Source organism: Variovorax sp. PBL-H6 (assembly GCF_901827155.1).
Classification (GTDB): Bacteria; Pseudomonadota; Gammaproteobacteria; order Burkholderiales; family Burkholderiaceae_C; genus Variovorax.
This window is the reverse complement of sequence record NZ_LR594659.1, coordinates 2,017,741-2,038,595: the sequence shown is the minus strand read 5'-3', so window position 1 is coordinate 2,038,595 and position 20,855 is coordinate 2,017,741. Positions and strand designations below refer to the sequence as shown.

17 protein-coding genes are annotated in these 20,855 nt (G+C 66.0%); 1 reads left to right on the top strand and 16 read right to left on the bottom strand.

What is annotated here, in order from left to right; translation table 11 throughout:
- Positions 1-13: 13 nt before the first annotated feature.
- From G3W89_RS09815 to G3W89_RS09770, 10 genes are read right to left on the bottom strand one after another with little or no spacing between them, the layout of a single operon-like run.
- Positions 14-988, bottom strand: coding sequence for an alpha/beta hydrolase fold domain-containing protein (locus tag G3W89_RS09815; RefSeq protein ID WP_162573905.1), 975 nt, complete (start codon positions 986-988; stop codon positions 14-16).
- 11 nt (positions 989-999) lie between these two features.
- A complete protein-coding gene (locus G3W89_RS09810; protein ID WP_162573904.1) occupies positions 1,000-1,887 on the bottom strand; it encodes an alpha/beta hydrolase in 888 nt (295 codons plus the stop codon).
- Positions 1,877-2,590, bottom strand: a complete 714-nt coding sequence (locus G3W89_RS09805; RefSeq protein WP_162573903.1) for an ABC transporter ATP-binding protein — start codon at positions 2,588-2,590, stop codon at positions 1,877-1,879. Before G3W89_RS09805 ends, G3W89_RS09810 begins: the two co-directional genes overlap by 11 nt.
- Positions 2,583-3,365 carry an ABC transporter ATP-binding protein gene (locus G3W89_RS09800; RefSeq protein WP_162573902.1) on the bottom strand — a complete coding sequence of 261 codons (783 nt, stop codon included), beginning with the start codon at positions 3,363-3,365 and terminating at the stop codon, positions 2,583-2,585. The genes G3W89_RS09805 and G3W89_RS09800 overlap by 8 nt, the downstream gene beginning before the upstream one ends.
- Positions 3,346-4,413: a branched-chain amino acid ABC transporter permease gene (locus tag G3W89_RS09795; RefSeq protein WP_162573901.1), complete on the bottom strand. Its 1,068-nt coding sequence runs from the start codon at positions 4,411-4,413 to the stop codon at positions 3,346-3,348. Before G3W89_RS09795 ends, G3W89_RS09800 begins: the two co-directional genes overlap by 20 nt.
- Positions 4,410-5,282: a branched-chain amino acid ABC transporter permease gene (locus G3W89_RS09790; RefSeq protein ID WP_162573900.1), complete on the bottom strand. Its 873-nt coding sequence runs from the start codon at positions 5,280-5,282 to the stop codon at positions 4,410-4,412. The genes G3W89_RS09795 and G3W89_RS09790 overlap by 4 nt, the downstream gene beginning before the upstream one ends.
- 36 nt (positions 5,283-5,318) lie before the next feature.
- Entirely contained in the window at positions 5,319-6,221 is a 903-nt protein-coding gene (locus G3W89_RS09785; RefSeq protein WP_162573899.1) for a hypothetical protein, read from the bottom strand.
- A gap of 2 nt (positions 6,222-6,223) precedes the next feature.
- Positions 6,224-7,159 (bottom strand): ferritin-like domain-containing protein, encoded by a 936-nt coding sequence (locus G3W89_RS09780; protein WP_162573898.1) that lies wholly within the window; start codon positions 7,157-7,159, stop codon positions 6,224-6,226.
- A gap of 36 nt (positions 7,160-7,195) precedes the next feature.
- Positions 7,196-8,371, bottom strand: coding sequence for an ABC transporter substrate-binding protein (locus G3W89_RS09775; RefSeq protein WP_162573897.1), 1,176 nt, complete (start codon positions 8,369-8,371; stop codon positions 7,196-7,198).
- 52 nt (positions 8,372-8,423) lie between these two features.
- A complete protein-coding gene (locus tag G3W89_RS09770) occupies positions 8,424-9,305 on the bottom strand; it encodes a GntR family transcriptional regulator (protein WP_162573896.1) in 882 nt (293 codons plus the stop codon).
- A 119-nt stretch (positions 9,306-9,424) separates the two neighbouring features.
- Here G3W89_RS09770 and G3W89_RS09765 point away from each other — a divergent pair, with 119 nt between their 5' ends.
- Entirely contained in the window at positions 9,425-10,663 is a 1,239-nt protein-coding gene (locus G3W89_RS09765; protein ID WP_162573895.1) for a hypothetical protein, read from the top strand.
- Positions 10,664-11,314: 651 nt separating this feature from the next.
- On the opposite strand, the gene G3W89_RS09760 is transcribed toward G3W89_RS09765, so the two are convergent.
- The 6 genes from G3W89_RS09760 to G3W89_RS09735 all read right to left on the bottom strand — a co-directional run bounded on the left by G3W89_RS09760 (position 11,315) and on the right by G3W89_RS09735 (position 20,847).
- Positions 11,315-12,844, bottom strand: coding sequence for a UxaA family hydrolase (locus tag G3W89_RS09760; protein ID WP_162573894.1), 1,530 nt, complete (start codon positions 12,842-12,844; stop codon positions 11,315-11,317).
- Positions 12,845-12,855: 11 nt separating this feature from the next.
- Positions 12,856-13,830 (bottom strand): tripartite tricarboxylate transporter substrate binding protein, encoded by a 975-nt coding sequence (locus G3W89_RS09755; RefSeq protein ID WP_162573893.1) that lies wholly within the window; start codon positions 13,828-13,830, stop codon positions 12,856-12,858.
- A gap of 35 nt (positions 13,831-13,865) precedes the next feature.
- A complete protein-coding gene (locus G3W89_RS09750; RefSeq protein ID WP_162573892.1) occupies positions 13,866-15,311 on the bottom strand; it encodes an FAD-dependent oxidoreductase in 1,446 nt (481 codons plus the stop codon).
- 33 nt (positions 15,312-15,344) lie between these two features.
- A complete protein-coding gene (locus G3W89_RS09745; RefSeq protein WP_162573891.1) occupies positions 15,345-16,007 on the bottom strand; it encodes a GntR family transcriptional regulator in 663 nt (220 codons plus the stop codon).
- A 250-nt stretch (positions 16,008-16,257) separates the two neighbouring features.
- Positions 16,258-17,931, bottom strand: a complete 1,674-nt coding sequence (locus tag G3W89_RS09740) for a sensor histidine kinase (protein WP_162573890.1) — start codon at positions 17,929-17,931, stop codon at positions 16,258-16,260.
- Between the two features lie 84 nt (positions 17,932-18,015).
- Complete coding sequence (locus tag G3W89_RS09735) at positions 18,016-20,847, bottom strand: ATP-dependent Clp protease ATP-binding subunit (RefSeq protein ID WP_162573889.1); 2,832 nt, start codon at positions 20,845-20,847, stop codon at positions 18,016-18,018.
- Positions 20,848-20,855: the final 8 nt, after the last annotated feature.

Here is a 20,855-nt window from a genome sequence, read left to right as displayed (position 1 = left end):
CGCGCAGTCGTCCTCACGCGTCGACGGCGAAGCGGCCTGCCTCCATCAAACAGTGGCGGGCCGCCGGCAACGCGCCCGCGTGGTTCAAGAAGCCGTGTGGCACACCAGGGCAGATCCGGAGTTCGGCACTCACCTGCGCTGCCTGCAATGCGCGATGCAGGTCGACGGAATCGTCCAGCAGCATGTCCAGGCCCGCCGCGAGCAGCCAGGCAGGCGGCAAGCCATCGAGTCGGCCGAGCAAGGGATGGATGCGCGGATCGCCGATGTCCGCGCCCTTGGGGACATAGGCTCCGAGATAGCGCTGTTGCACTTTCGCGCTGAGCCCGAACTCACCACCGCCATAGGCCGCGACCGAGCCGCGATCGCTTAACGGCCCATAGACGCCGTAGAAGAGGAGCAGTGCCGCGATGTCCGGCGAGGCCCCCTCGTCGCGGCGACGCATGGCCTCGACCAGAGCGAGGTTGGCGCCGGCGGAGTCGCCCGCCAGCACGAGGCGGCCGCCGTGGCGCCGAGTCTCCGTCGACAGCAGGTCCACGACGGCTCGGACATCCCGGGTCGCCGCCGGAAACGGATGCTCCGGCGCAAGCGAATACTCGATGCCGCACACCGGCATGCCTGAGGCCATGGCGAGATGGCGCAGCACCGTGTCGTGCGTGTCGTTCGAGCCCACGCACCAGCCGCCGCCATGCAGATAGACGATGAGCGATGCATCGGCCTGTGCCGTCGGCCGGTACCACCGCAGCCCCACCGCTCGGCCCTCCACACGGCATGATTCTTCGTCGATCGCATGCATCGCCGGCAGGCCGGTGTGGCTGCGGCGCCGCTCCCCGATCAGCGCCGCACGGGCTTCCGCAAAAGGCAGTTCGTAGCGATCGACCACGGGCCCTTCGCGCAGCGCGGCCGCGCGCTGGCGTTCGAGGATCGCGGCCATCGCCGGATCGAAGTCGCGCGGATAGCCCTCGCCAGGCAGGCTGCGGTCTGATCTCATGGCAATGATGATCAGCCCGCGGGCACGCGCGACACGGCTTCGAACACCTGCTGGAACAGCGGGAGTTCCGGCCGCGCCAGGTCTTCGAGCACATCGAAATGCGTGCGCCCCGGCACGATCTCCAGCCGCGACGGCGTGCCCATGCGTTCCGCCCATGCCGTGAAATCGCGGCTCTGCCCGATGAACCCATCGGTCTCGCAGGCACCGACCGCAACGATGAACTCGCGCGCATGAAAGCAGGACATGCCGCCGGGACTGAATCGCAAGGCTTCGCGCGGCGTCATGCGCACGTCATCGTTGACACTGGTCAGCAGCAGCGGCGCAAGCGAAAACACACCGCTCACCGGCACCGATGCCACGAAGGGATGGCCTTCGAGATCGGCCGGCGTCGTGGCACTCAACATGGCCGTGAGATGGCCGCCGGCCGAATGACCCGACACGGTGACGCGACGGGGATCGAAGCCGAGTTCCCCCGCGCGCCGGTTGAGCCAGCGCATCGCATCGCTCACCTGTTCGATGATGCGGCCGAGCTTCACCGCCGGTGCGAGTTCATAACCCAGCATCGCGACCGAGATGCCCGCCTTCACATAGCCTTCCGCGATAAAACTGAAAAGCCGGCGATCGAGCGCGCGCCAGAAGCCGCCGTGGATGAAGACGAAGAGCGGCGTGCCGTCTCTCGGCACGCCCTTTGCGGTGTCGGCAGGAAACCAGTCGATGGCGCAGCGCTCCGGCGCCGCGTAGGAAAGCGACCGCCATCCCGGCGTCGCTTGGCGAAAGCGCTCGCTGCGCGCCGAGTAGTCGGCATACACCGCCTCGCGCTCGGGATGGCGGGGACGCAGGCTGTAGTTCTGCTCCATCGCCTCCACGAGCTCGACGACGAGCTGGCTGTCAAACTCCAAGATAGGCTTCCTTCACACGCTCGTCGCGCAGCAGTTCACTGGCCGGCCCCGACAAGGTCACCTGGCCGTTCTCGAGCACATGGCCATACGCCGCATGGCGCAGCGTGACCTCGCTGTTCTGTTCGCAGACGAAGATCGTCAGCCCTTGCCTGCACAGGGTCGAGAGCGTCGCAAAGATCTGCGTCACGACCAGCGGCGCAAGACCCATCGACGGCTCGTCGAGCAAGAGGAGCCGCGGCTCACACATCAGCGCACGGCCGATGGCCAGCATCTGCTGCTCGCCGCCCGACAGGGTGCCGGCCGGCTGGGCCAATCTCTCGGCGAGACGCGGGAAAAGAGCGAGCACGAAGTCGAGCCGTTGCCGATAGCGGTCTTTCGTGCCGCGGATCAGGAACTGGAACGCACCCATCTCCAGGTTCTCCGCCACCGAGAGCGGCGCGAAGACCTTGCGCCCCTCGGGCACCAGCGCGACGCCCTGCCGCACGATGCGTTCGGCGCGCTGTCCGGAGATGTCCTGGCCGGCGAGCACGATGCTGCCCTTCGAGGGCTTCATCAGGCCGCTGACCGCACGCATCAAGGTCGACTTGCCGGCGCCGTTCGCACCGATCAGCGCAGTGAAGCCGCCATCGGGAATGCCGAGCGAGACCCCGCGCAGGACGTCGCCCTGCCCATACGACACGTGCAGGTTGCGGATCTCAAGCATCGACGGTCTCCTCGATGGGGTTGCCGAGGTAGGCGCCGATCACCTCGGCATTCGACGAGATCTCGGCTGGCGTTCCCTCGGCCAGGAAGCGGCCGCTGCGCAGCACGAGAATCTCGTCGCACAGCCCCATCACCATGCGCATGTTGTGTTCGACAAGCACGACCGTCACGCCTTGCGCATTGACCTGCCGGATCATCCGTGCAATGGGCGCCTGCTCCGATGCGGGCACACCGGCGATGGGCTCGTCGAGCATCAGCACCTTGGGGTCTGCGGCCAGGGCGCGCGCGATCTCGAGCAGCTTCGATTCGCCGAAGCTCAGGTTGCCCGCGAGCGACATGGCGCGGTCGGCCATGCCGAGGAGCGCGAGCTTGTCGTAGGCCGTGGCTTCGATGCGATGCTCTTCCTCCCGCGTGCGCGGCGTGCCGAGCATCGACGCGATGAAGCCGCTGGCCTGCGCCTTCGGGTGGCAGCCGATCATCACGTTCTCGATCAGGCTGAGCTCCGGAAATATCTGCAGGTTCTGGAAGGTGCGCGCAAGCCCGAGCTTGGCGCGCTGGAAAGGCTTGAGCGTCTCGATGCGCTGGCCTTCGAGCGTGATCGAGCCCTGGCTCGGGCGCTGGATGCCCGCGATGGCATTGAAGAGTGTCGTCTTGCCTGCGCCATTGGGCCCGATGATGCCCTTGATCGAGCCTTTCCTGACCGACGTGCTTAGGCCATCGACCGCATGCAGCCCGCCGAAGGTGACGCGCAGGTCCTTAACGTCGAGCAGTGCCATCGACGGCCTCCACGTTGGTGCCCGACGCCGCAGGGGTGGTCGCGTTCCTCGTGACCTTGAACGCATCGCGCGGCTTCGCACGCTGCCGCAATTGCCCTGGCAGCCCGGCAATGCCGCCGGGAAAGTACAGCAGTACGCAGATCATGCAGATGCCGAACACGAGCAGTTCGACATCCTGGAACTGCCGCAGCAACTCCGGCACGACCGTGAGGATCGCCGCGCCGAAGAAAGGGCCCCAGTAGCGTCCCGCGCCGCCGAGCGCGACCATGACGACCAGCAGAACCGACGAGGCGAAACCGAAGGTCTCGGGCGACACGAAGAGGTTGAAGTGCGCATACATCGCACCGGCCAGCCCGGCCATCGCGGCCGAGAGGCTGAAGGCGATCACCTTGTATGCGAAGGTGTCGACACCGAGCGTGTTCGCACCGATCTCGCTGCCGGCGATCGCGCGCAAAGCACGCCCCGGTACGCTGGCGAACAGGTTCAGCAGCAGCCACATCAGCACTGCCGACACTGCCCACGCGAGCCAGAAGAAGCGCGCCGGACTGTCCAGCTCCCATCCGAACAGCGCGTAAGGCGCAATGCCGGCCAGCCCGTTCGGTCCGCCGGTGAGCGGCACGAGCTCGACGAACAGCACCGAGAGGATGCCGCTGAAGCCCAGCGTGCCCATCGACAGATACGGGCCCCGCAGGCGCAGCGTGGTCAAGCCGATGAAGCCCGCAGCCACCGCCACCATGAGAATGGCGGCCAGCGAGCCGAGCCACGGCGAGATCCCGTACTTGGTGTTGAGCACGCCGCTCACGTAGGCGCCGAGCCCATAGAAAGCCGCATGCGCGAGCGACACCTGCCCGGCCCAGCCCATGATCATGTTCAGGCTGCCGATCAGGATCAGGTTGAGGAAGAAGTAGATGCCGAGGCTCAGCACGTATTCGTTGGGCGCGACCATTGGCCAGGCGAGCGCCAGCAGCCAGACGATGATCAGCGCGCGCCGGCTCCTGCCCTTGCTGGCGACACCGGGTGAGCGGGCTCGTGCGTTGTCGCCCGTCATATCTTCTCGACCTGTCCGTGGCCCAGCAGACCATTGGGCCAGCGCACCAGCACCATCAGCAGCACGACGAAGGACACCGCGTCCTTGAAGTGCGACGACAGCATGCCGCCCGCAAAACTCTCGGCCAGCCCCAGCGCGAGCCCGCCGACCATCGCGCCCGGCAAGCTGCCGAGCCCGCCGAGCATCGCAGCGCAAAAAGCCTTGAAGCCGAGGATCGTGCCGTGGTCGAAGGAGGTCAGCGTGAGCGGCGTGACGATGACGCCCGCCAGCGCGCCGATGCCTGCGGCGAGTATGAAAGACAAGGACATCGTCAGCCGCGGGCTGATGCCCACGAGCGCCGCCGCCTCGGGTTGCGCCGCCGCGGCGCGCATCGACTTGCCCAGCACCGTGCGGTTGAAGAACCAGCCCGCGCCGCCCATCACCAGCGCGGCGACCCCGATGATCCACAGCGATTGGGACTCGAACACCGCGCCGGCGAAGTGCACCGGGCCGCCGCTGGAAAACGAAGGCAGCCCCGTCGGGTTCTTCCCGAGCAGCAGCATGACCAGGCTCTTGGTGCAGATGGCGATGGCGATCGTGACGATCGTGATCGACATGGCGGTCGGCCGCTGCAGCCGGCGCACGATGAGCCGCTCCGACACCGCGCCCACCAGCATCGCCACGCACACCGCGGCGACCAGTGCCAGCCACAGCGGCACCTTGGCCGCATAGAGCGTGGCAGCCACCATGCCGCCCAGCATCACCCATTCGCCCTGCGCGAAGTTCAGCGCGCCGGTGCTCTTGAAGATGATGTTGAATCCCAGCGCCACCAGCGCATAGATGCTGCCCGTGCCGAGGCCGGCGAGCAGCAGTTGGACCGGCTCGTTCATGAACGTCCTCTCTTGAGCTTCAGCCTTGCCGGGCCTTCAGACCTGGCCGATCACCGGATGGCCCACCACCGGCAGAGCAAAGCCCCACCGCGCGAGCCGCGAGCGCGCATCCGCGACACATTGCCTGAAAGTCTGCTGCTCCTGCGCCGGCGTGGCGGCGCCCAGGCCCGCTTCGGCCGCAAGCGTTGCAGCCGCGTCGTACTCCCCCGCATCGATCTCGGTCGAGAGACTCGGAATCTGGTAGCCGGCGAAGGCCACGTGCTTCAGCCATGACTCGATGCGCGACACGATGGCCGCCTTGGCGGCGTCGTCCATCCGCGCCGCGCGCTCCTCGAGATAGAGCCAGCCGAAGGACGCATGGCGTTCCTTGGCCGCGACCGCCTTGGCAAGGATCTGCGCGGCCACAGGCTCGCGCGCGTTGCCGGCATAGAGCTTGTACAGCGCGAGTTCGATCCCGTCTTCGATGGCGCAATGCACCGCCACATAGCCGTCGAGCGACTGCGATGCATCGAGCGCATCGCGGTAGAGCGTGCGGTTGAGCACGGCCTCCCACCGCTTGTCCGAGGGCGCGTTGATGTAGCCGCCCAGTGCCTGCGCATAGCGATGGAAGCATTCGAGATGCCACGCCTCCTCGGTGTTGCGCACCGCCAGGAAATACTTCGGATCGGACTCGCGGTCCAGCTCCAGGCAGAAGCGGATCAGCAGCGCCGGTGTTTCGGCCAGGCCCGTGTATTCGAGCCAGGCACGGCGGCTCCACACGAGCCGTGCGGCATGGCGCGCGGCTTCGGACGCCGGGGCATTGAAGCGGTCCCAGGCAATGTCCCTGGCTGGCGTCCATCTGCTGGCCTTGGCGCTTTCGTAGAGGTCGCGGATCGAGACGATCGAGCGCTTGAGTTCGAGCGGAAAGCGTCGCTCGACAATGATGGGTGTCGCCTGCATGCTCAGAACTCCCCTTCGATCTTCGGGTGGCGGAACATCGGGAGCTTGATGCCCCACGACTCCGTCATCTGGCGGCGGATGCGCGCCACGGAGGCAACGAAGACGGGCTTCTCCAGCTCTTCGACGGTCGAGCCCAGGCCGGCTTCCCAGGTCAGGCGGTCGACCTTCGTCTCGGCCCGCGCGGCGGGGCCGTCCGGCGCCAGCCATGAACTGTGGTAGCCGTTGAGCTCGACCTTCTCGATCATCGTGATGACCGCGTCCTCGACCCCCGCCAATTGCGTCGTCGAAAGATGCGGCACGCGGCTGCTCATGAAGGCCCAACCGAAGGCGCAGTGCCGCACCTCGTCGCGCATGATGCTCTTGAGCACCTGCTGCGCCACCTTGTTGGGCGTGATCTCGATCAGGTGGCGGAACACGTCGAAGGCGATCTCCTCGGCCGCGCAGACCAGTGCCGCCATCACGCCTTCGAGCGGCACGTCGGGGTCCAGCGCCATCTTGCGCACGCCATGCGTCGCGACGGCGCCCTGGAACTCGGAAAGATCGGGCTGCTCGATGTAGCCTCCCAGCAGCTCGGCCATGCGGTAGCAGACCTCGGCATGGCGCGCCTCTTCCTGCGTGCGGATGGTGAAGAAGAGCCGCATGTCGGGCGCGCAGTTCTCCTTGCAGAAGCGGATCTGCAGGGCAGGCGATTCGGAGATGGCGCCGTATTCGCCCCAGGCGCGGCGGCTCCAGTACATGCGCGCGGCATACAGCTGATCGGGGCTGAACTGCGTGATGTCGAGCGCGTCCCACTCGATGTCGCACGACGGGTTCCACTGGTTGCTGGTGGCCGAGTGAAACAGGTTGCGAATGCGCGGAATCTCGATGTCGAGGTCGAGCGGAAAGCGGCTTTCGGGCACATCGAGGATGGTGCGCGTGGTCGAGGTCGCGACGGACATGCGGAGGGCTCCTGGTGAAGGATGAAGAAGATCAGGTCACTGGTAGTCGGCGAGGCGGAAGCGGCCGTCCTCGTACTTCAACAACACCAGGTCGGACTTGGAGAGGCCCGAATGCTGGGTCGCGGAGAAATTGAAAGTGCCGCCAACCCCGTTGTAGTTGCGGATGCCGGCCAGCGCATCGCGCACCTTGGTCTTGTCTTCGCCGCCCTTTTCGAGCGCCATCTTCGCGAGGTACATCGCGTCGTAGGTCTGGGCTGCAAACTGGTTGGGGCGACGCTTGAAGCGCGCCTCGAAGTTCTTGTTGAGCGCGAGGATGCGCGGCTTGGCCGGGTCGGAGTCGGGCAGGTCCTCCCCGACCGGGAACTTGACGCTCACCAGCAGCACGTCCTTGGCGGCATCGCCCGCGAGGTCCATATAGCGCTTGTCGACAAAGCCGTAGCTGTGGATGAAGGGGATGCCGCCCAGGCCGAGGGTCCTGGCCTGCTTCATCGCCACCACGCCGGCCGGCGTGACGGTCCAGCAGACGATGGCCTGCACGTTCGCAGCCTTCAGCTTGCCGAGCTGCGGGGCCATGTCCGTGTCGGTGGGGTTGAAGGTCTCGTACACCACGTCGAGACCACGCGAGGCCGCCGTCTTCTTGAGCTGCTCCGCGGCGCTCTGCCCGAAGCCGGACGAATCGGAGAGCAGAGCGATCTTCGTGATCTTCTTCTTGGCGAAATAGTCCGCGAGCCGCTCCATCACCTGGTCGTCGTCGACCGTGGACTTGAAGGTGAAGGGCCGCTCGGCCACGGGCGTGACGATCTGCATGCTGCCTTCGGTCGCAACGAAGGGCATGGTGGCCTTCTCGGTCAGCTGCGACATCGCGATCGCCATGCCGCTCATGTTTCCGCCGCCGACGATCATGTCGACCTTGTCCTGCGTGAGCAGTCGCCGCGTCGCGCCCAGGCCCTTCTGCGTCTGGCTCTCGGCGTCGTAGAAGAACCATTCGATCTTCTTGCCGTTGATGCCGCCCTTCGAATTGATCTCGTCGAGCGCGAGCTCCATGCCCGCCTTCATGTCTTCGCCGAGGAAGGCCGCGGGCCCTGTCATGGAGAGAACCGAACCGACCTTGAAGCTGCCTTGCGCCAGGGCAGCAAGCGACGAACCGGCCACGATGCATGCGATCGCGAGCCGGGACGAGAAGCGGAGAAGCGAATGGAACGAGTGGAGCATGGTGAGTGGGTGCAGAAGTTGATGAACGAAAGGCAATGCGTGCGCGACGTCTTCAGTCGTGGTCCTCCAACGCGGTCTTGGGGCCGGGGTCCACCGGCGGATTCGTGTTGCCGCCGGCGGGCGGCGAGAGCGCGACGGTGAAGGCGTGCCGGAGCACGCCGCCCGGCGAATACGAGCGCCCGGCCATCACGGGCAGGCCCTCGGTGCAGTAGTAGGCGAGCTCGCGCACCATCACCGGTGAATCGAGCGCTACGCCGAGCAGCTTGGCGGTGCGCGCGTCTGCAAGCGAAGCTTCCAGCCGGTTCTGCGCATGCGAGAGGCTGGTGCGCCGGGCCAGCAGATCGAGCAGCGAATGCCGAGCTGCCTCGGCTTCGGTGATCGACGCGGCGAAATCGGGATGGATGTAGCGGAAGTCGTATGAAGCGATCGTCGGGCCGGTCTGGCGCACGCGTTCGATGTGAAGCACGCTCTGGTCGGCGCCGATGCCGAGATGGAAGGCCATGTCTTCAGGGCACGGCAGCATGGCGAAGCGCTTGAGCTTGAAGGTCAGCGGTCGGCCGATGCGTTCCCACTGGTGCTTGAAGTCCATCTGCGGGCCGAAGATTTCGTCGAACTTGTCGGTGTTGACAAAGGTGCCCTGGCCCTGCACGCGGCGCAACAAGCCTTGCGCCACCAGTTCCTGGATGGCCTGGCGCACCGTGAAGCGGCTGACGCCGAACATCGCGCAGAGCTCCTGGTCGGAATAGAACTTGCCGTCGCCCGGCACGCCCGTGCGGATGATGGCCTGCAGTCGGCGCTTGACCTGTGCGTAGAGCGGCAGGGCGGAACTGCGATCGAGGTCGTGCTCCACCGCATCGGCATGCGCCTTGTCGCCTGAAGGGGCCGCAACCGTTGTTGCGTTCGCTTCCGCGGGCTTGCGGGTCGACTCGTCCATGAGGTCTGATCCTTGCTTAGCTTGGGTCTTGCGCGGATGCCAACTGACTGCTTGTCTGGATATCCGGACATGATGATATATTTATCATCCAACCGCTGTCAACGCATTGCGCACCTTCCATGCAAATCGGTCTGCTCGATCTACGCCTGCCGTACCCTTCCGCGTCGCATTTCAGCTTTGCCACCCCGCTGCCGCTCGACGGCATCGACGTGCTGATCTGGAATCCGGCCGCCCTCGCGACCGCCTACCAGCCTGAAAGCACGCGCGACGGCTTCGCGCTGCTCAGCGTCGTGGCGTCGCAGCAGCTGCTGCGCCATACGCGGGCCTGGCGCGGCGCGCTGAGGCAATTCGTGGCGCGCGGCGGCACGCTGGTCGTGCTGTCTCCGGGTGCGGCCCGGCTCGCGCTCCATACGGTGCAGGACGTGGTGGGCTACGACCTGCTCGAAGCACTTCCCGATGCACCCACCGCCTCGCTGGACGCATGCGAGCCGATGCAGGTGCATTGCCCGTTCGGCGAGCCTTTCAAGAGCTTCTTCGAGCAACTCGGTGATCGCTTCATCGCGAGCGCGACATTCGGGACCGTGGCCGACGCGCAGCCGATCGCGACCGCCGGCGCGGCATCGTCGCTCGCGTGCGGCTTCTATCGCTATCGGCATCCGGGTCGCCTGCTCATGCTGCCGTCACTCGCCAGCACGTCCCCAGGCGCAGCGCACGACGTGGTGGCGGCCACCATCGCGCTGGTTGCGCGGCTGCGCCTCGAAGGCCGAGGTGCCACGCGCTACCAATGGGACGAGCCGCTGCAGATGGCGGGCGAATCCGCGCTGCGGTCGCGCCTTGCGGAGCTGTCGGCACAACGACGCGCGCTCGACGAGGAAGAAGCGGCGCTTGCGTCACGCCTCGACAGGCTGACGTTCCTCGCACAGCTTCAATGCGGTGACGTGACGGGTGTGATCGACGCTGCGGCGCTGGTGCTGCACGCCATGGGCGGCTACACGCAAAAAGGCTTGCGCGACATGAACATGCTGATGTGGGAACAGGACGGCCGCACGCGCGTGCTGGTGGCCGTCGACGACGCGCAGATCGAAGCCGATGCGAATGCAGTGATGTCGCTGGTCGACCACGTGCGTTCGCAGGCTGCCGAGTGGGCACCCGTGCTGCAGGCCGAGATCGAGCCGGTCGCGCTGTACATCGGAGGCAACCGGCGCGGCGCGCGACAGACGCGAGACGAGCTCGAGCTGCTGCGCAAGCGCTTCCCCGGCTTGCACTGGCTGTGCGGCGCTGATCTGTTCCTTGCCTATGAGGCAACGGATGTGGCGCTTGTCGAATCACAAAACCCACACATCAGCTCGATGCCGTGAGAGTCGATCAAAAAGGCATGAAGCCTGCTTAACGAGTGATCTTGTCTGGCTAAGAGTTCAGCTTGCTCTTGACGAGCATCTTGAGTGCCTCCCATTTGGTGAGATGGAGCGGCTCGCCGGTGAATGGCTTCTCGGAAGGAGCACCGATCGTGGCTACGAGCTCGGGCAGCAAACGCGACAGGTCGGGGGACGTGACCTGTCCGAGACGCAGCAGGTCGCCGGGCTAGTAGGGATGACCCACACATAGACCGTCGTCGATGTTGAAGCCTTGACTGCGGCAACGGCTTCCACGCAGCAGTAGCCAAACTAGCCTCCTTCGATGCGGTGGTAGTTGTGCCAGTACGGGGCCTTGAAGCGAACGGCCTGCTTCTTCCGGCCGGACGTTGCTGCGTTGCCGACCTCCTTGCACCAATGCTCTTGCGGTCGGGTGATCGGGTGGCAATGATGCGGTCGAGCAGCAGGTCTTCGCCTTCATGGCGCGATAGGGCTCTACTGCAAGACGGTGCGAAGGATGGCGAGCGAATGGGTCATGGCGCCGTCCCGTCCTCGGTGATCGCAACTGCCTTGATTCAAAGCGCGAAAGGTTCCCGCCTACGCCCGCGACCCACCCTGCACCGTTTGGCCACCAGTGACATCGCCGCAATTCGCGGGTCACATCTGAGCGCCGATCATCCAGGGAACGGTTTCCTCGTTGCCCACGCCTAGCTCCTCGCTCTTCGACTTTTCGCCGGAAGCGACGGCCAGCATCTTCTCGAAGATCTCCTTACCCTTTTGCTCGAGCGTCGCGTCGCCGTCCATGATGTCGCCGCAGTTGATGTCCATGTCGTCGCGCATGCGTGCATACATCGTTGAATTGGTCGCGAGCTTGATGGAGGGCGCAGGCTTCGAACCAAAGCAGGATCCTCGGCCAGTCGTAAAAGCAACGAGGTTCGCTCCACTGGCGATCTGGCCAGTAGCGCCCATCGGGTCATAGCCCGGCGCATCCATGAACACGAGCCCGCGGGCGGTGATCGGTTCCGCGTACCGATAGACCCCCATCAGTGCCGACGAGCCACTCTTCGCAACGGCGCCCAATGACTTCTCGAGAATGGTCGTCAGTCCGCCCGCCTTGTTGCCGGGCGTCGGGTTGTTGTCGATGCTGCCCTTCTCTCGGTCGGCGTAATCTTCCCACCACTTGATCAGGTCGACGATGCCTTGTCCGACCTCGGGTGAGACCGCGCGTCGCGTAAGCAGGTGCTCTGCGCCATATATCTCCGGGGTCTCGCTCAGGATCGCCGTGCCGCCCTGTGCGACCAGCAGATCGACCGCAACGCCGAGCGCTGGATTCGCCGTAATACCGGAGTAGCCGTCGGACCCACCGCACTGCAGCGCGACCGTCAGGTGCGCGGCGGACACTGGCACCCTGGTGCATTGGTTGGCCGCGGGAAGCATCTCTTCGATGGCTGCAATCGCCGCGTCGGCCGTCTTGCGCGTGCCGCCCAGGTCCTGTATCACCAACGGAACGGTCGTGCGGCCGGGTTCAATTCCTTGCGCCAGGAACATGGCCCCCATCTGATTGGCTTCGCAGCCCAACCCGATGACCACCACGCCTGCAAAATTCGCATGTTTCACATAGCCGCCCAGCGTTCGGCGCAACTGATTCACACCGTCTCCGTTGTGATCGATGCAACACCCGAAGCTGTGCGTAACGGGCACCACGCCGTCGACGTTGGGATAGGCATCGAGCATGCCTGCCTTGGAAAAATGTTCAACGACAAGCTTGGTAACGGATGACGAGCAATTGACCGTGCTCACCACGCCAATGTAGTTGCGCGTCCCTGCCCGGCCGTCCGGCCGTACGAAGCCCAGGAATGTTGCAGGCTCCGCGGCGGCTTCGGGTTTCCGGGCGTCGGCCCCGAAGGCGTGGTCGCGTTGGTACGCGCCCATTGCCAGGTTGTGCGTGTGCACGTGTTGGCCCCGTCGAATCGTTTGGCTGGCAAAGCCGATGATCTGCCCATATCGCCGGACCGGTTCGGACTGCTCGATATCAGCTATCGCGACCTTGTGGGCCGCCGGTATGTCGGCAGCGACGACTACGCCTGCGTACCCCGACAGGACACTGCCGCGCGAAAGCGCGTGCCGGGCGATCGCCACGTTGTCGTTCGGATCCAGCCTGAGAGCAAGGGATTCACCAGTGACCATGAAAGAATCCCTCACTCGAGCTTGACGCCGGCTTCCTTGATCACGGAAGCCCACTTGGCCATTTCGGACTTCAACGTGCTGCGGAATTCCTCGGGCGAGCTGGGCGTCAGTTCGAGTCCCTGGTCGCCGAGCTGTTTCTGCACCTCCGCGCGAGCCAGCACCTTGCGCAGCGACGCGTTGATGCTATCGACCACGTCTTTGGGCATGTCACGCGGGCCGACGATCCCGAACCATGCGTTGGTTTCGAAGCCCGGGAGACCTGATTCGGAGACCGTAGGCACGTCGGGCATTGCGGGCGAACGCTTGGCGCTGGTGACTGCCAAGGCGCTGACGCGTCCCGACTTCACATGCGGCACAGCGGTGGCCATCTGGTCGAACAACAGTTCGATCTGGCCACCCATCACATCGGTCATCGCCATTGCATTGCCCTTATAGGGAACGTGCTTGATGTCCACCTTGGCCGTGCTCTTGAACAGTTCGCAGGCCAGGTGCTGGGAGGTGCCGCTGCCGGCCGAGCCGCAGTTCAGGGAGCCTGGCTTGGCTTTCGCCAGTGCCACCAGGTCGCTGATCTTCTTGGCCGGAAAGCTGTTGTTGCTGACGATCATCAGGGGCGACGAGGCGAGCATGGAGATCGGCGTGAAGTCTTCGATCGGATCGAACGGCACCTTGGCGAACAGGCTCGAGTTGGTGACGTGCGTGATGGGCACCACCATCAGCGTGTAGCCATCCGCCGGTTGCCGGGCGACGTACTGCGATCCGATGATGCCGCTCGCGCCCGCCCGGTTCTCGACGACGACGGTCTGCTTCCAGGCTTCGCCGAGCTTCACTGCCAGCACGCGAGAGAGCAAGTCGGCGGTGCCGCCGGGCGGGAACGCGGCGACGATGGTGACCGGTTTGGCCGGATAAGCCGGCTCTGCAAGCGCCGGGGCGCTGGCGCCGAGCCACAGCGTTGCTGCTGCCGCGGCCAGGAATGAAAGAGCTTTCATGTCGGAATCCTTCAGTAGAGGGTTTGACCGGAGGCCTAGGCAGCCTGTGGCAGGAGCTTTTCGGCGGCCGAGCCCACGTCGATGCCTTGCTGCCCCAGGACGCTTTGCAACTGGCGCACGTCGAGCGCCGCGGGCGTGAGGCCCTGCTCGGCCGCCAGTGCTGCGCCGATGCCTGCAATCTGCCCGGTCACCAGGCAGCAGTACTGGCCACGGGTCCACATGTCCGCTTCGTGCGTGACGGACAGCACGCGGCCACTCACGGTCATGCCGTCGACCTTGTTCGGAGTGAACACGCGCCAAGGGATCTCGAACCACGTCAGGTCGGTGGTCACAGTGCGGTAGACGGCGTCATTCGGCGCGCCTTCGCCCCCCTCGGCCTTGTGCCAGTCGCGCCCTGCTGCCATGTGTCGCCATACGCGGATCACGCTGTCGTCGAATGTGCGTTGCGCGACCAGGTCCTCCTGCGGCAGCACATAGGAGCCGCGCACCCGGCGCGTTTCGCGCACGCCGACCGTCGGCGAGGAGTCGATGACATAGGCATTCTCGAAGCCGGGGATGTATTTGCGGATGACGGTCTTCAGCTGGCGGTTCTGCAGCCGGGCCTGAGTGTCGGCGCGTGAGATGTCCCAGGCGTTGGTGCCGTCGACGCCGTAGACGCGCGAGTTGTTGACGGTGACGATGCCGTGTGCAACGTCGATGCCCTCAAACCGGAGGTAGTGGATCTCTTCCGGGAGTTCGCCAGCCGCGCGGGCCTTGTCGGCGATATGGAAGAAGCCAGACAGCCGAACGAGCCCTTTTTCGGGCTGGATGATGTGAAAGTTGGGGTCAGCTGTGAAGTACTCTTTCGGTTGGCTTCGGCAGTAGTCGATCACCTTGCCCAGGTCGACACCCCCGAGCCTGAAGAGCACACTCATCGGGCGCATCTTGTTGTCCTTCTCGCGCCCCTTGACGTACTCGGCGCCGGCTGCGGCGGCGACGTCGGCATCACCCGTGGCATCGACAACGGTTTTCGCCAGAATCGCCTGGCGGCCGGATTTGTTCTGGATGATCACGCCCTTGATGCGTGAGCCTTCCATGATCGCGTCCTCGATCCAGGTGTAGTTCAGCACTTCGACGTTGGCCTGCTGCAGCAGGTCGACAGCCGCCTGCTTGAAGCCCTCGGGGTCGAAGGGAAAGGTCGGCCCCGTGATGTTGCCTTCGCCGCGCTCGGCCAGCGTCAGCGCGATTTCGCGGGCCACGCCGGTCATCCGCGAAACCGGCACGTTCCAGGTGTTCATGAGGACCGCGGTGGCGGCCCCGCCCAGGAACGCGTTCTTCTCGATCACCATGGTCTTGGCGCCGGCGCGGGCGGCGCCGAGCGCCGCACCGATGCCGGAGACGCCGCCGCCGCACACCAGCACATCGACCTCGCGGACGATGGGCGTGTTGCGGGGCGGCTCGACCAGGAAGTGCTCCTGGGAGTTGATGGAAGTGGCTTGCATGGGTAGTTTGCTCCTGGGTTGGTCCGGACTCGCTCAGCCGATGGCTGCAGTTCGGCTCTGGTATGAAAAAAGGGTGGCCTCGTAAGAAAGCCGCACGTGTTCGCGAGCGCGCGCTTCGGCGTCAGCGGCGTTGCGCGCCTTCACGGCGTCGAGGATGGCGCGGTGTTCCCGAATCGCGGCGTCGCGCCGTTGCGCGTCGGCGCGCAGGACCGAGCGGCGTGAGTGGACGATTTGCCCGTTGAGCGAATCGAGGATGTTGGCCAGGCGCTGGTTGCGGGCGGCGGCAACCAGGAGATTGTGAAAGTCCGTTCCGATCTGCACCCAACGATGCCAGTCCTGCTCGTTTTCATAGCGCACGCACAAGGACTCGAGTTCGGCGAGCTCCGCCTCGGTTGCGCGCTGCGCAGCGCAGCGCGCCGCAGTGCCTTCCAGGGACTCGCGCAGATCGAACAGGTCGCGAAGATCATCCATCGAGCGGTGGGGAACGATGTAACCGCGCGCAGGCACTGGCTGCACGAAGCCATCCCGCGCCAGCACTTTCAGCGCCTCGCGCACCGGTGTGCGGCTCATGCCCATCCGGGACGCCAGATGCACCTCGAACAGAGGGGCCCCCGGTGCGAACTCTCCTTGGAGGATCGCCTCGCGCACCTTTTGGTAGGCATGGGTCGCTAAGTCTTCGTTCTTGAGATTCAGCATGTGTCGACTCGGTGTGGACTCTGTGTATACACGGTGTACGCATCATAGAGGCTGAACGCGGCAGCGCGCCAGTGCTTTCAACTAGGTAAATACCCCAGGTGGCGCATGAGACCGGTCGACGCCCCCAGGCAGGCGGGCAGCACGCGCGCGGCACGCGTTGTATGGGCCCGGATTGCAGCTGACGCGTCCCTTTGCAGCTGATCACGGGCCGGGATTGCACCGGACCCGAGCAGCCAACAGTGCAGGCCGCTCAGACGGGCAGCGTGAAACTGAAGGTCTCGCCGCCCTCTTCGTTGGGCGAGCACCATAGCCGGCCTTCATGGGCCTCGACGATCGAGCGGCTGATGGCAAGCCCCATGCCCATCCCGGTCGGTTTGCTGCTGTAGAAGGCGTCGAAGATGCGATCGCGCTCCTGCGGGTTCAGCCCGACGCCTGCATCCCGCACGCGCACGCGCTGCATCTGGGGCCCGTCCTGGCTGACCTGCATGCTCAGGCAGCGCAGCGACGCGGGGGTCGTCGCCATTGCCTCGATGCCGTTCATCACCAGGTTGAGCATCACCTGCTGCAGCTGAACCCGGTCGCCGATCACCGGCCCCAGCACCCGCTCCTGGGGCTCGAGGTCCAGCTTGACGCCGCGCGCGCGCGCTTCGCTCCCCACCATGTCAGCCACCTCGCGCAGTAACCCGTGGAGATCGACCAGCGAGCGCTGGGTCTCGCCTCGCCGCACGAAGTCGCGGATGCTGGCGATGGCCTGGCCGGCGCGGCGCGCCTCGGCGACGATGCGTTCGATGGCGGCAACCGCCTCCTCGAGGTTCGGCGGTCGCATTGCCAGCCAGCGGACGGCGGCATGGCCGTTGGTCGCCATCGCGGCCAGCGGCTGGTTCATTGCGTGCGCGATCGATGCCGCCAGTTCGCCCATGCCCACCACGCGCGCCACATGCGCGAGCTCGTCGCGGGTACGCCGCAGCGCGTCGCCCGCCTCGTGGCGCTCGCTGATGTCCTGCACCAGCGCGACGAAGCAATCCACCGAGCCGTCGCTCGCGCGCAGGCATTTGACGGCCATCGTGCAGTAGATCGCGCGACCGTCCTTGTGGATGAAGCGCTTGTCGAGCACATAGCCGTCCTGCTCGCCGGCCACCACCTGCTCGAACTGCACCTGGTCGGCGGTCAGGTCGTCTGGATGCGTGATGTCGGGCCAGCGGATGCGCATGAGTTCGTCGCGCGAATAGCCGACGATGCGGCACAGCTCGTCGTTGACTTCGATACAGCCCGCACCCGGCGCGGTGAGCGCCATGCCGATCAGGCCCAGGTCGAAATAGCGGCGAAAGCGCTCTTCGCTGGCGCGCAGCGCCTCCTCGGCCCGAGTGCGCTCGATGACGTCGGCCGCATAGCGCGCGTACAGGTCGGTGAATCGCAGCACGCCTTGCGAGAACGTGTGGGGCTTTCGGAAGTACGTGGAGATGATCCCGAGCAGCTCGCCCGTGTGGCTGATGAGCGGAGTGGACTGCACTGCCCGAAAGCCGCTGGCCGCGACGATCGCGCGGTGCGGCGCGTAGCCCGGATCGGTCATCACGTCCTCGATGACGGCCCGCTTACCACTGTGCAACGCCCGGCTGCAGGCCATGCCGTCGTCGTGGGTCCGGGCAAAATAGGCGACAAACTCCTCGGACAGCCCGCGCTGCGCCACCAGGTCGCCTCTCTCGCGTTCGACCAGATGCACGAGGCCGAAGTCGGCCCCGTGCAGCCCGATCATCGCTTCGAGCACATCCTCGAGCAGCGGCTGCAAGCCCCTGAGGGTGAGCAGCCGTGTCGAGAACTCGTGCAGGCGCCGCAAGCCCGCGGCCTCGTTGGTGAAGTCCCGCAGCGCCTGCTCGCGCTCCGTCGCCTCGCGGTCCAGGCGTGCCGCCAGGCGGGGCCTCAGCATTCGGAACAGCCTGTTCATGCTGGAGCATAGTCCTGAGCAGCATGCGCTGGAACACGCGTTCGAATGGCCGCCGTCGCGCGGCGTTCAGGCCGTCACCGTGGCGGCCTCCGCTCCTGCTTGCGCCTCTGCCTGCGTTTTCGTCTTCGTCGTGTCGGCGCCCTGCTTCGCGCCCGGCGCCGTCCCGTCGGACACCTTGTCGATGCGAAGCGCCTTCTGGACCGGGTCGTAGCCGAGCTTCACGGTCTGGCCCGCCGACACTTCGCCCTTGAGCATGGCGGTTGCGAGCCGCGATTCGACCTCCGAGCGCAGCTTGCGCTTGAGCATCCGCGCGCCGAACTCGGGGTCGTAGCCGATCTCCGCCAGGTGGTCGACCAGCGAATCGTCGAACTCGAGCTGCACGTCCTGCGCGGCCGCGGTGCGCGCCACACGCTGCAGCTGCAGCCCGACGATGGCACGGATCTCCGCCCTGCCCAGCGCGTGGAAGACCACGACCTCGTCGACCCGGTTCAGGAACTCGGGCCGGAAGTGGTGGCGCAGCAGTTCCATCAGCCGGTCGCGCAGCGCCGGGTACTCGAGAACTTCGCGATCCTTGGCCTTGAGGTTGCGCTGGATCACGTCGGAGCCGAGGTTGCTGGTGGCGATGACGATGGTGTTGGTGAAGTCGATCACTCGGCCCTTGCCGTCGGTGAGCCGCCCCTCGTCGAACAGCTGCAGCAGGATGTTGTGCACCTCGGGGTGCGCCTTCTCGATCTCGTCGAGCAGCACCACGCTGTAGGGCCGGCGCCGCACCCGCTCGGTGAGCTGGCCGCCTTCCTCGTAGCCTACGTAGCCGGGCGGCGCGCCGACCAGCCGGGCGACCGTGTGGCGCTCGGAATACTCGCTCATGTCGATGCGCACCAGCGCGTCCTCGTTGCCGAAGACCGTCGCCGCCAGTGCCTTGGCCAGCTCGGTCTTGCCGACGCCGGTAGGTCCGAGGAAGAGGAAGGTCGCGGTCGGCTTGCCGGCCTCGCCGAGGCCGGCCCGCGCCAGGCGCACGGCTTCGCTGACCGCGTGCACCGCCTCCTGCTGGCCGACCACGCGTTCACGCAGCCGGTCTTCGAGCTTGAGGAGCTTCTCGCGGTCCTCGGTCGTCAGCTCGGACACCGGCACGCCGGTAAGCGCCGAGACGATCTGCGCCACATGCTCCGCGCTCACCTCGGAGGAACTGGTGCCGCGCTTCTTCTTCCAGTCCGCGGTGGCGTCGGCGAGCTTTTTCTCCTCGGTCTTGATGCGATCGCCCAGGCCCTTGGCCTTGTCGTATTGCTTGGCCGCACCGGCGGTATCCTGCTCCTGGCGCAGCTTGCGCATGTGGGCCTCGATCTGCTGCAGCTCCTGGGGTCGCGAGCTGGCCTGGATACGCACCCGCGCCGCCGCCTGGTCAATCAGGTCGATCGCCTTGTCGGGCAGGAAACGCGCGGCGATGTAGCGCTCGGACAGCTTCGCCGCGGCCTCGATCGCGGCCTCGCTGATCTTCACCTTGTGGTGTGCCTCCAGGCGGTCACGCAGCCCGCGCAGGATCTCGATCGTGTCCGCGACGCTGGGTTCCGGAATGTTGACCGGCTGGAAGCGCCGCTCCAGGGCTGCATCCTTTTCGATGTACTTCTGGTACTCGTTGAGCGTGGTCGCGCCGATCAGATGCAACTCGCCGCGCGCCAGCGCCGGCTTGAAGACATTGGCCACGTCCAGCCCGCCCTCGCCGCCGCCGGCGCCCGCGCCGACGATGGTGTGCAGCTCATCGATGAAGATGATCAGCTCGTCCTGCCGGTCGATGATCTCGTCGAGCACCTGCTTGATGCGCTCCTCGAACTCGCCACGGTACTTGGCGCCGGCCACGATGCTGTTGACGTTGAGTTCCAGCACGCGCTTGCCGCGCAGCACCTCGGGAACCTGGTCCTGCACGATGCGCTGGGCGAGGCCCTCGACGATCGCGGTCTTCCCGACGCCGGGTTCGCCGATCAGCACCGGGTTGTTCTTCTTGCGGCGCGCCAGCACCTCGATCGTGGTCTCGATCTCCCGGGCGCGGCCAATCACCGGGTCGAGCTTGCCCTGCCGTGCCAGCTCGCTCAGGTCGCGGCCGTACTTGTCAAGAGTTGGCGTACCGCTGCGCTGCTTGAGCTTGCCTTCTTCCGCGCCCTTGCCTACGACCTTGACGGTCTTCTGGCGCAGCGACTGCGAAGTGAGGCCGAGCTTGCGCAGCAGCTCACCGGCATAGCCGTCTTCCTCCTCAACCAGGCCGAGCAGAATGTGCTCCGGCCCGACATAGCTGTGGCCGAGCTCGCGCGACGCGATCAGCGCGTGGTCGAGCGCGCTCTTGGCGCGCGGCGAGACACCGATCTGCGGCGTCTCGCCTTCGGCGGCCTTGTGCTCGCCGCGCGGCGCGTTCTCTTCGATGTTCGACTGAATGTCGGGCGCTGACAGCTTCAACTCGCGCAGGACCTCCTGCACCACCTCGTTGTCGACCAAGGCCAACAGCAGGTGCTCGGTGTCAACCTCGTCCTTGCCGTAGGCCAGCGCCTTCTCGGCCGAGACCTGCAGCCGGTCCATCGCGGCTTCGTTCAAGAAGCTGCGCAGGTCCACCGCCTCGCGCGAGCGCTGGCGCCGCGGCGCACCTGCCCGCAGGCGCCCATTCGGACCACTGCCGCCGCCGCCGCCGGCGGCCGGCCGGTCGCCGAACAGCGAAGCGCGATCTCCGAAGAAGCTCTGGAACTCGTCGAACAACCCGCCGCGAAACAGCGATTCGAGCGGCGAGCGTTCGAAGGCGCTGCCCATCGCCTCGGCATAGTGTTCGTCGCACAGCGCGACCTCGCGGGTCTTGCCGCCTTCGCGCAGGGTGAGTTGGGTGGTGGCGGGGCGTCCGCACACGTCGCATTTGGCCATGTCCGCTC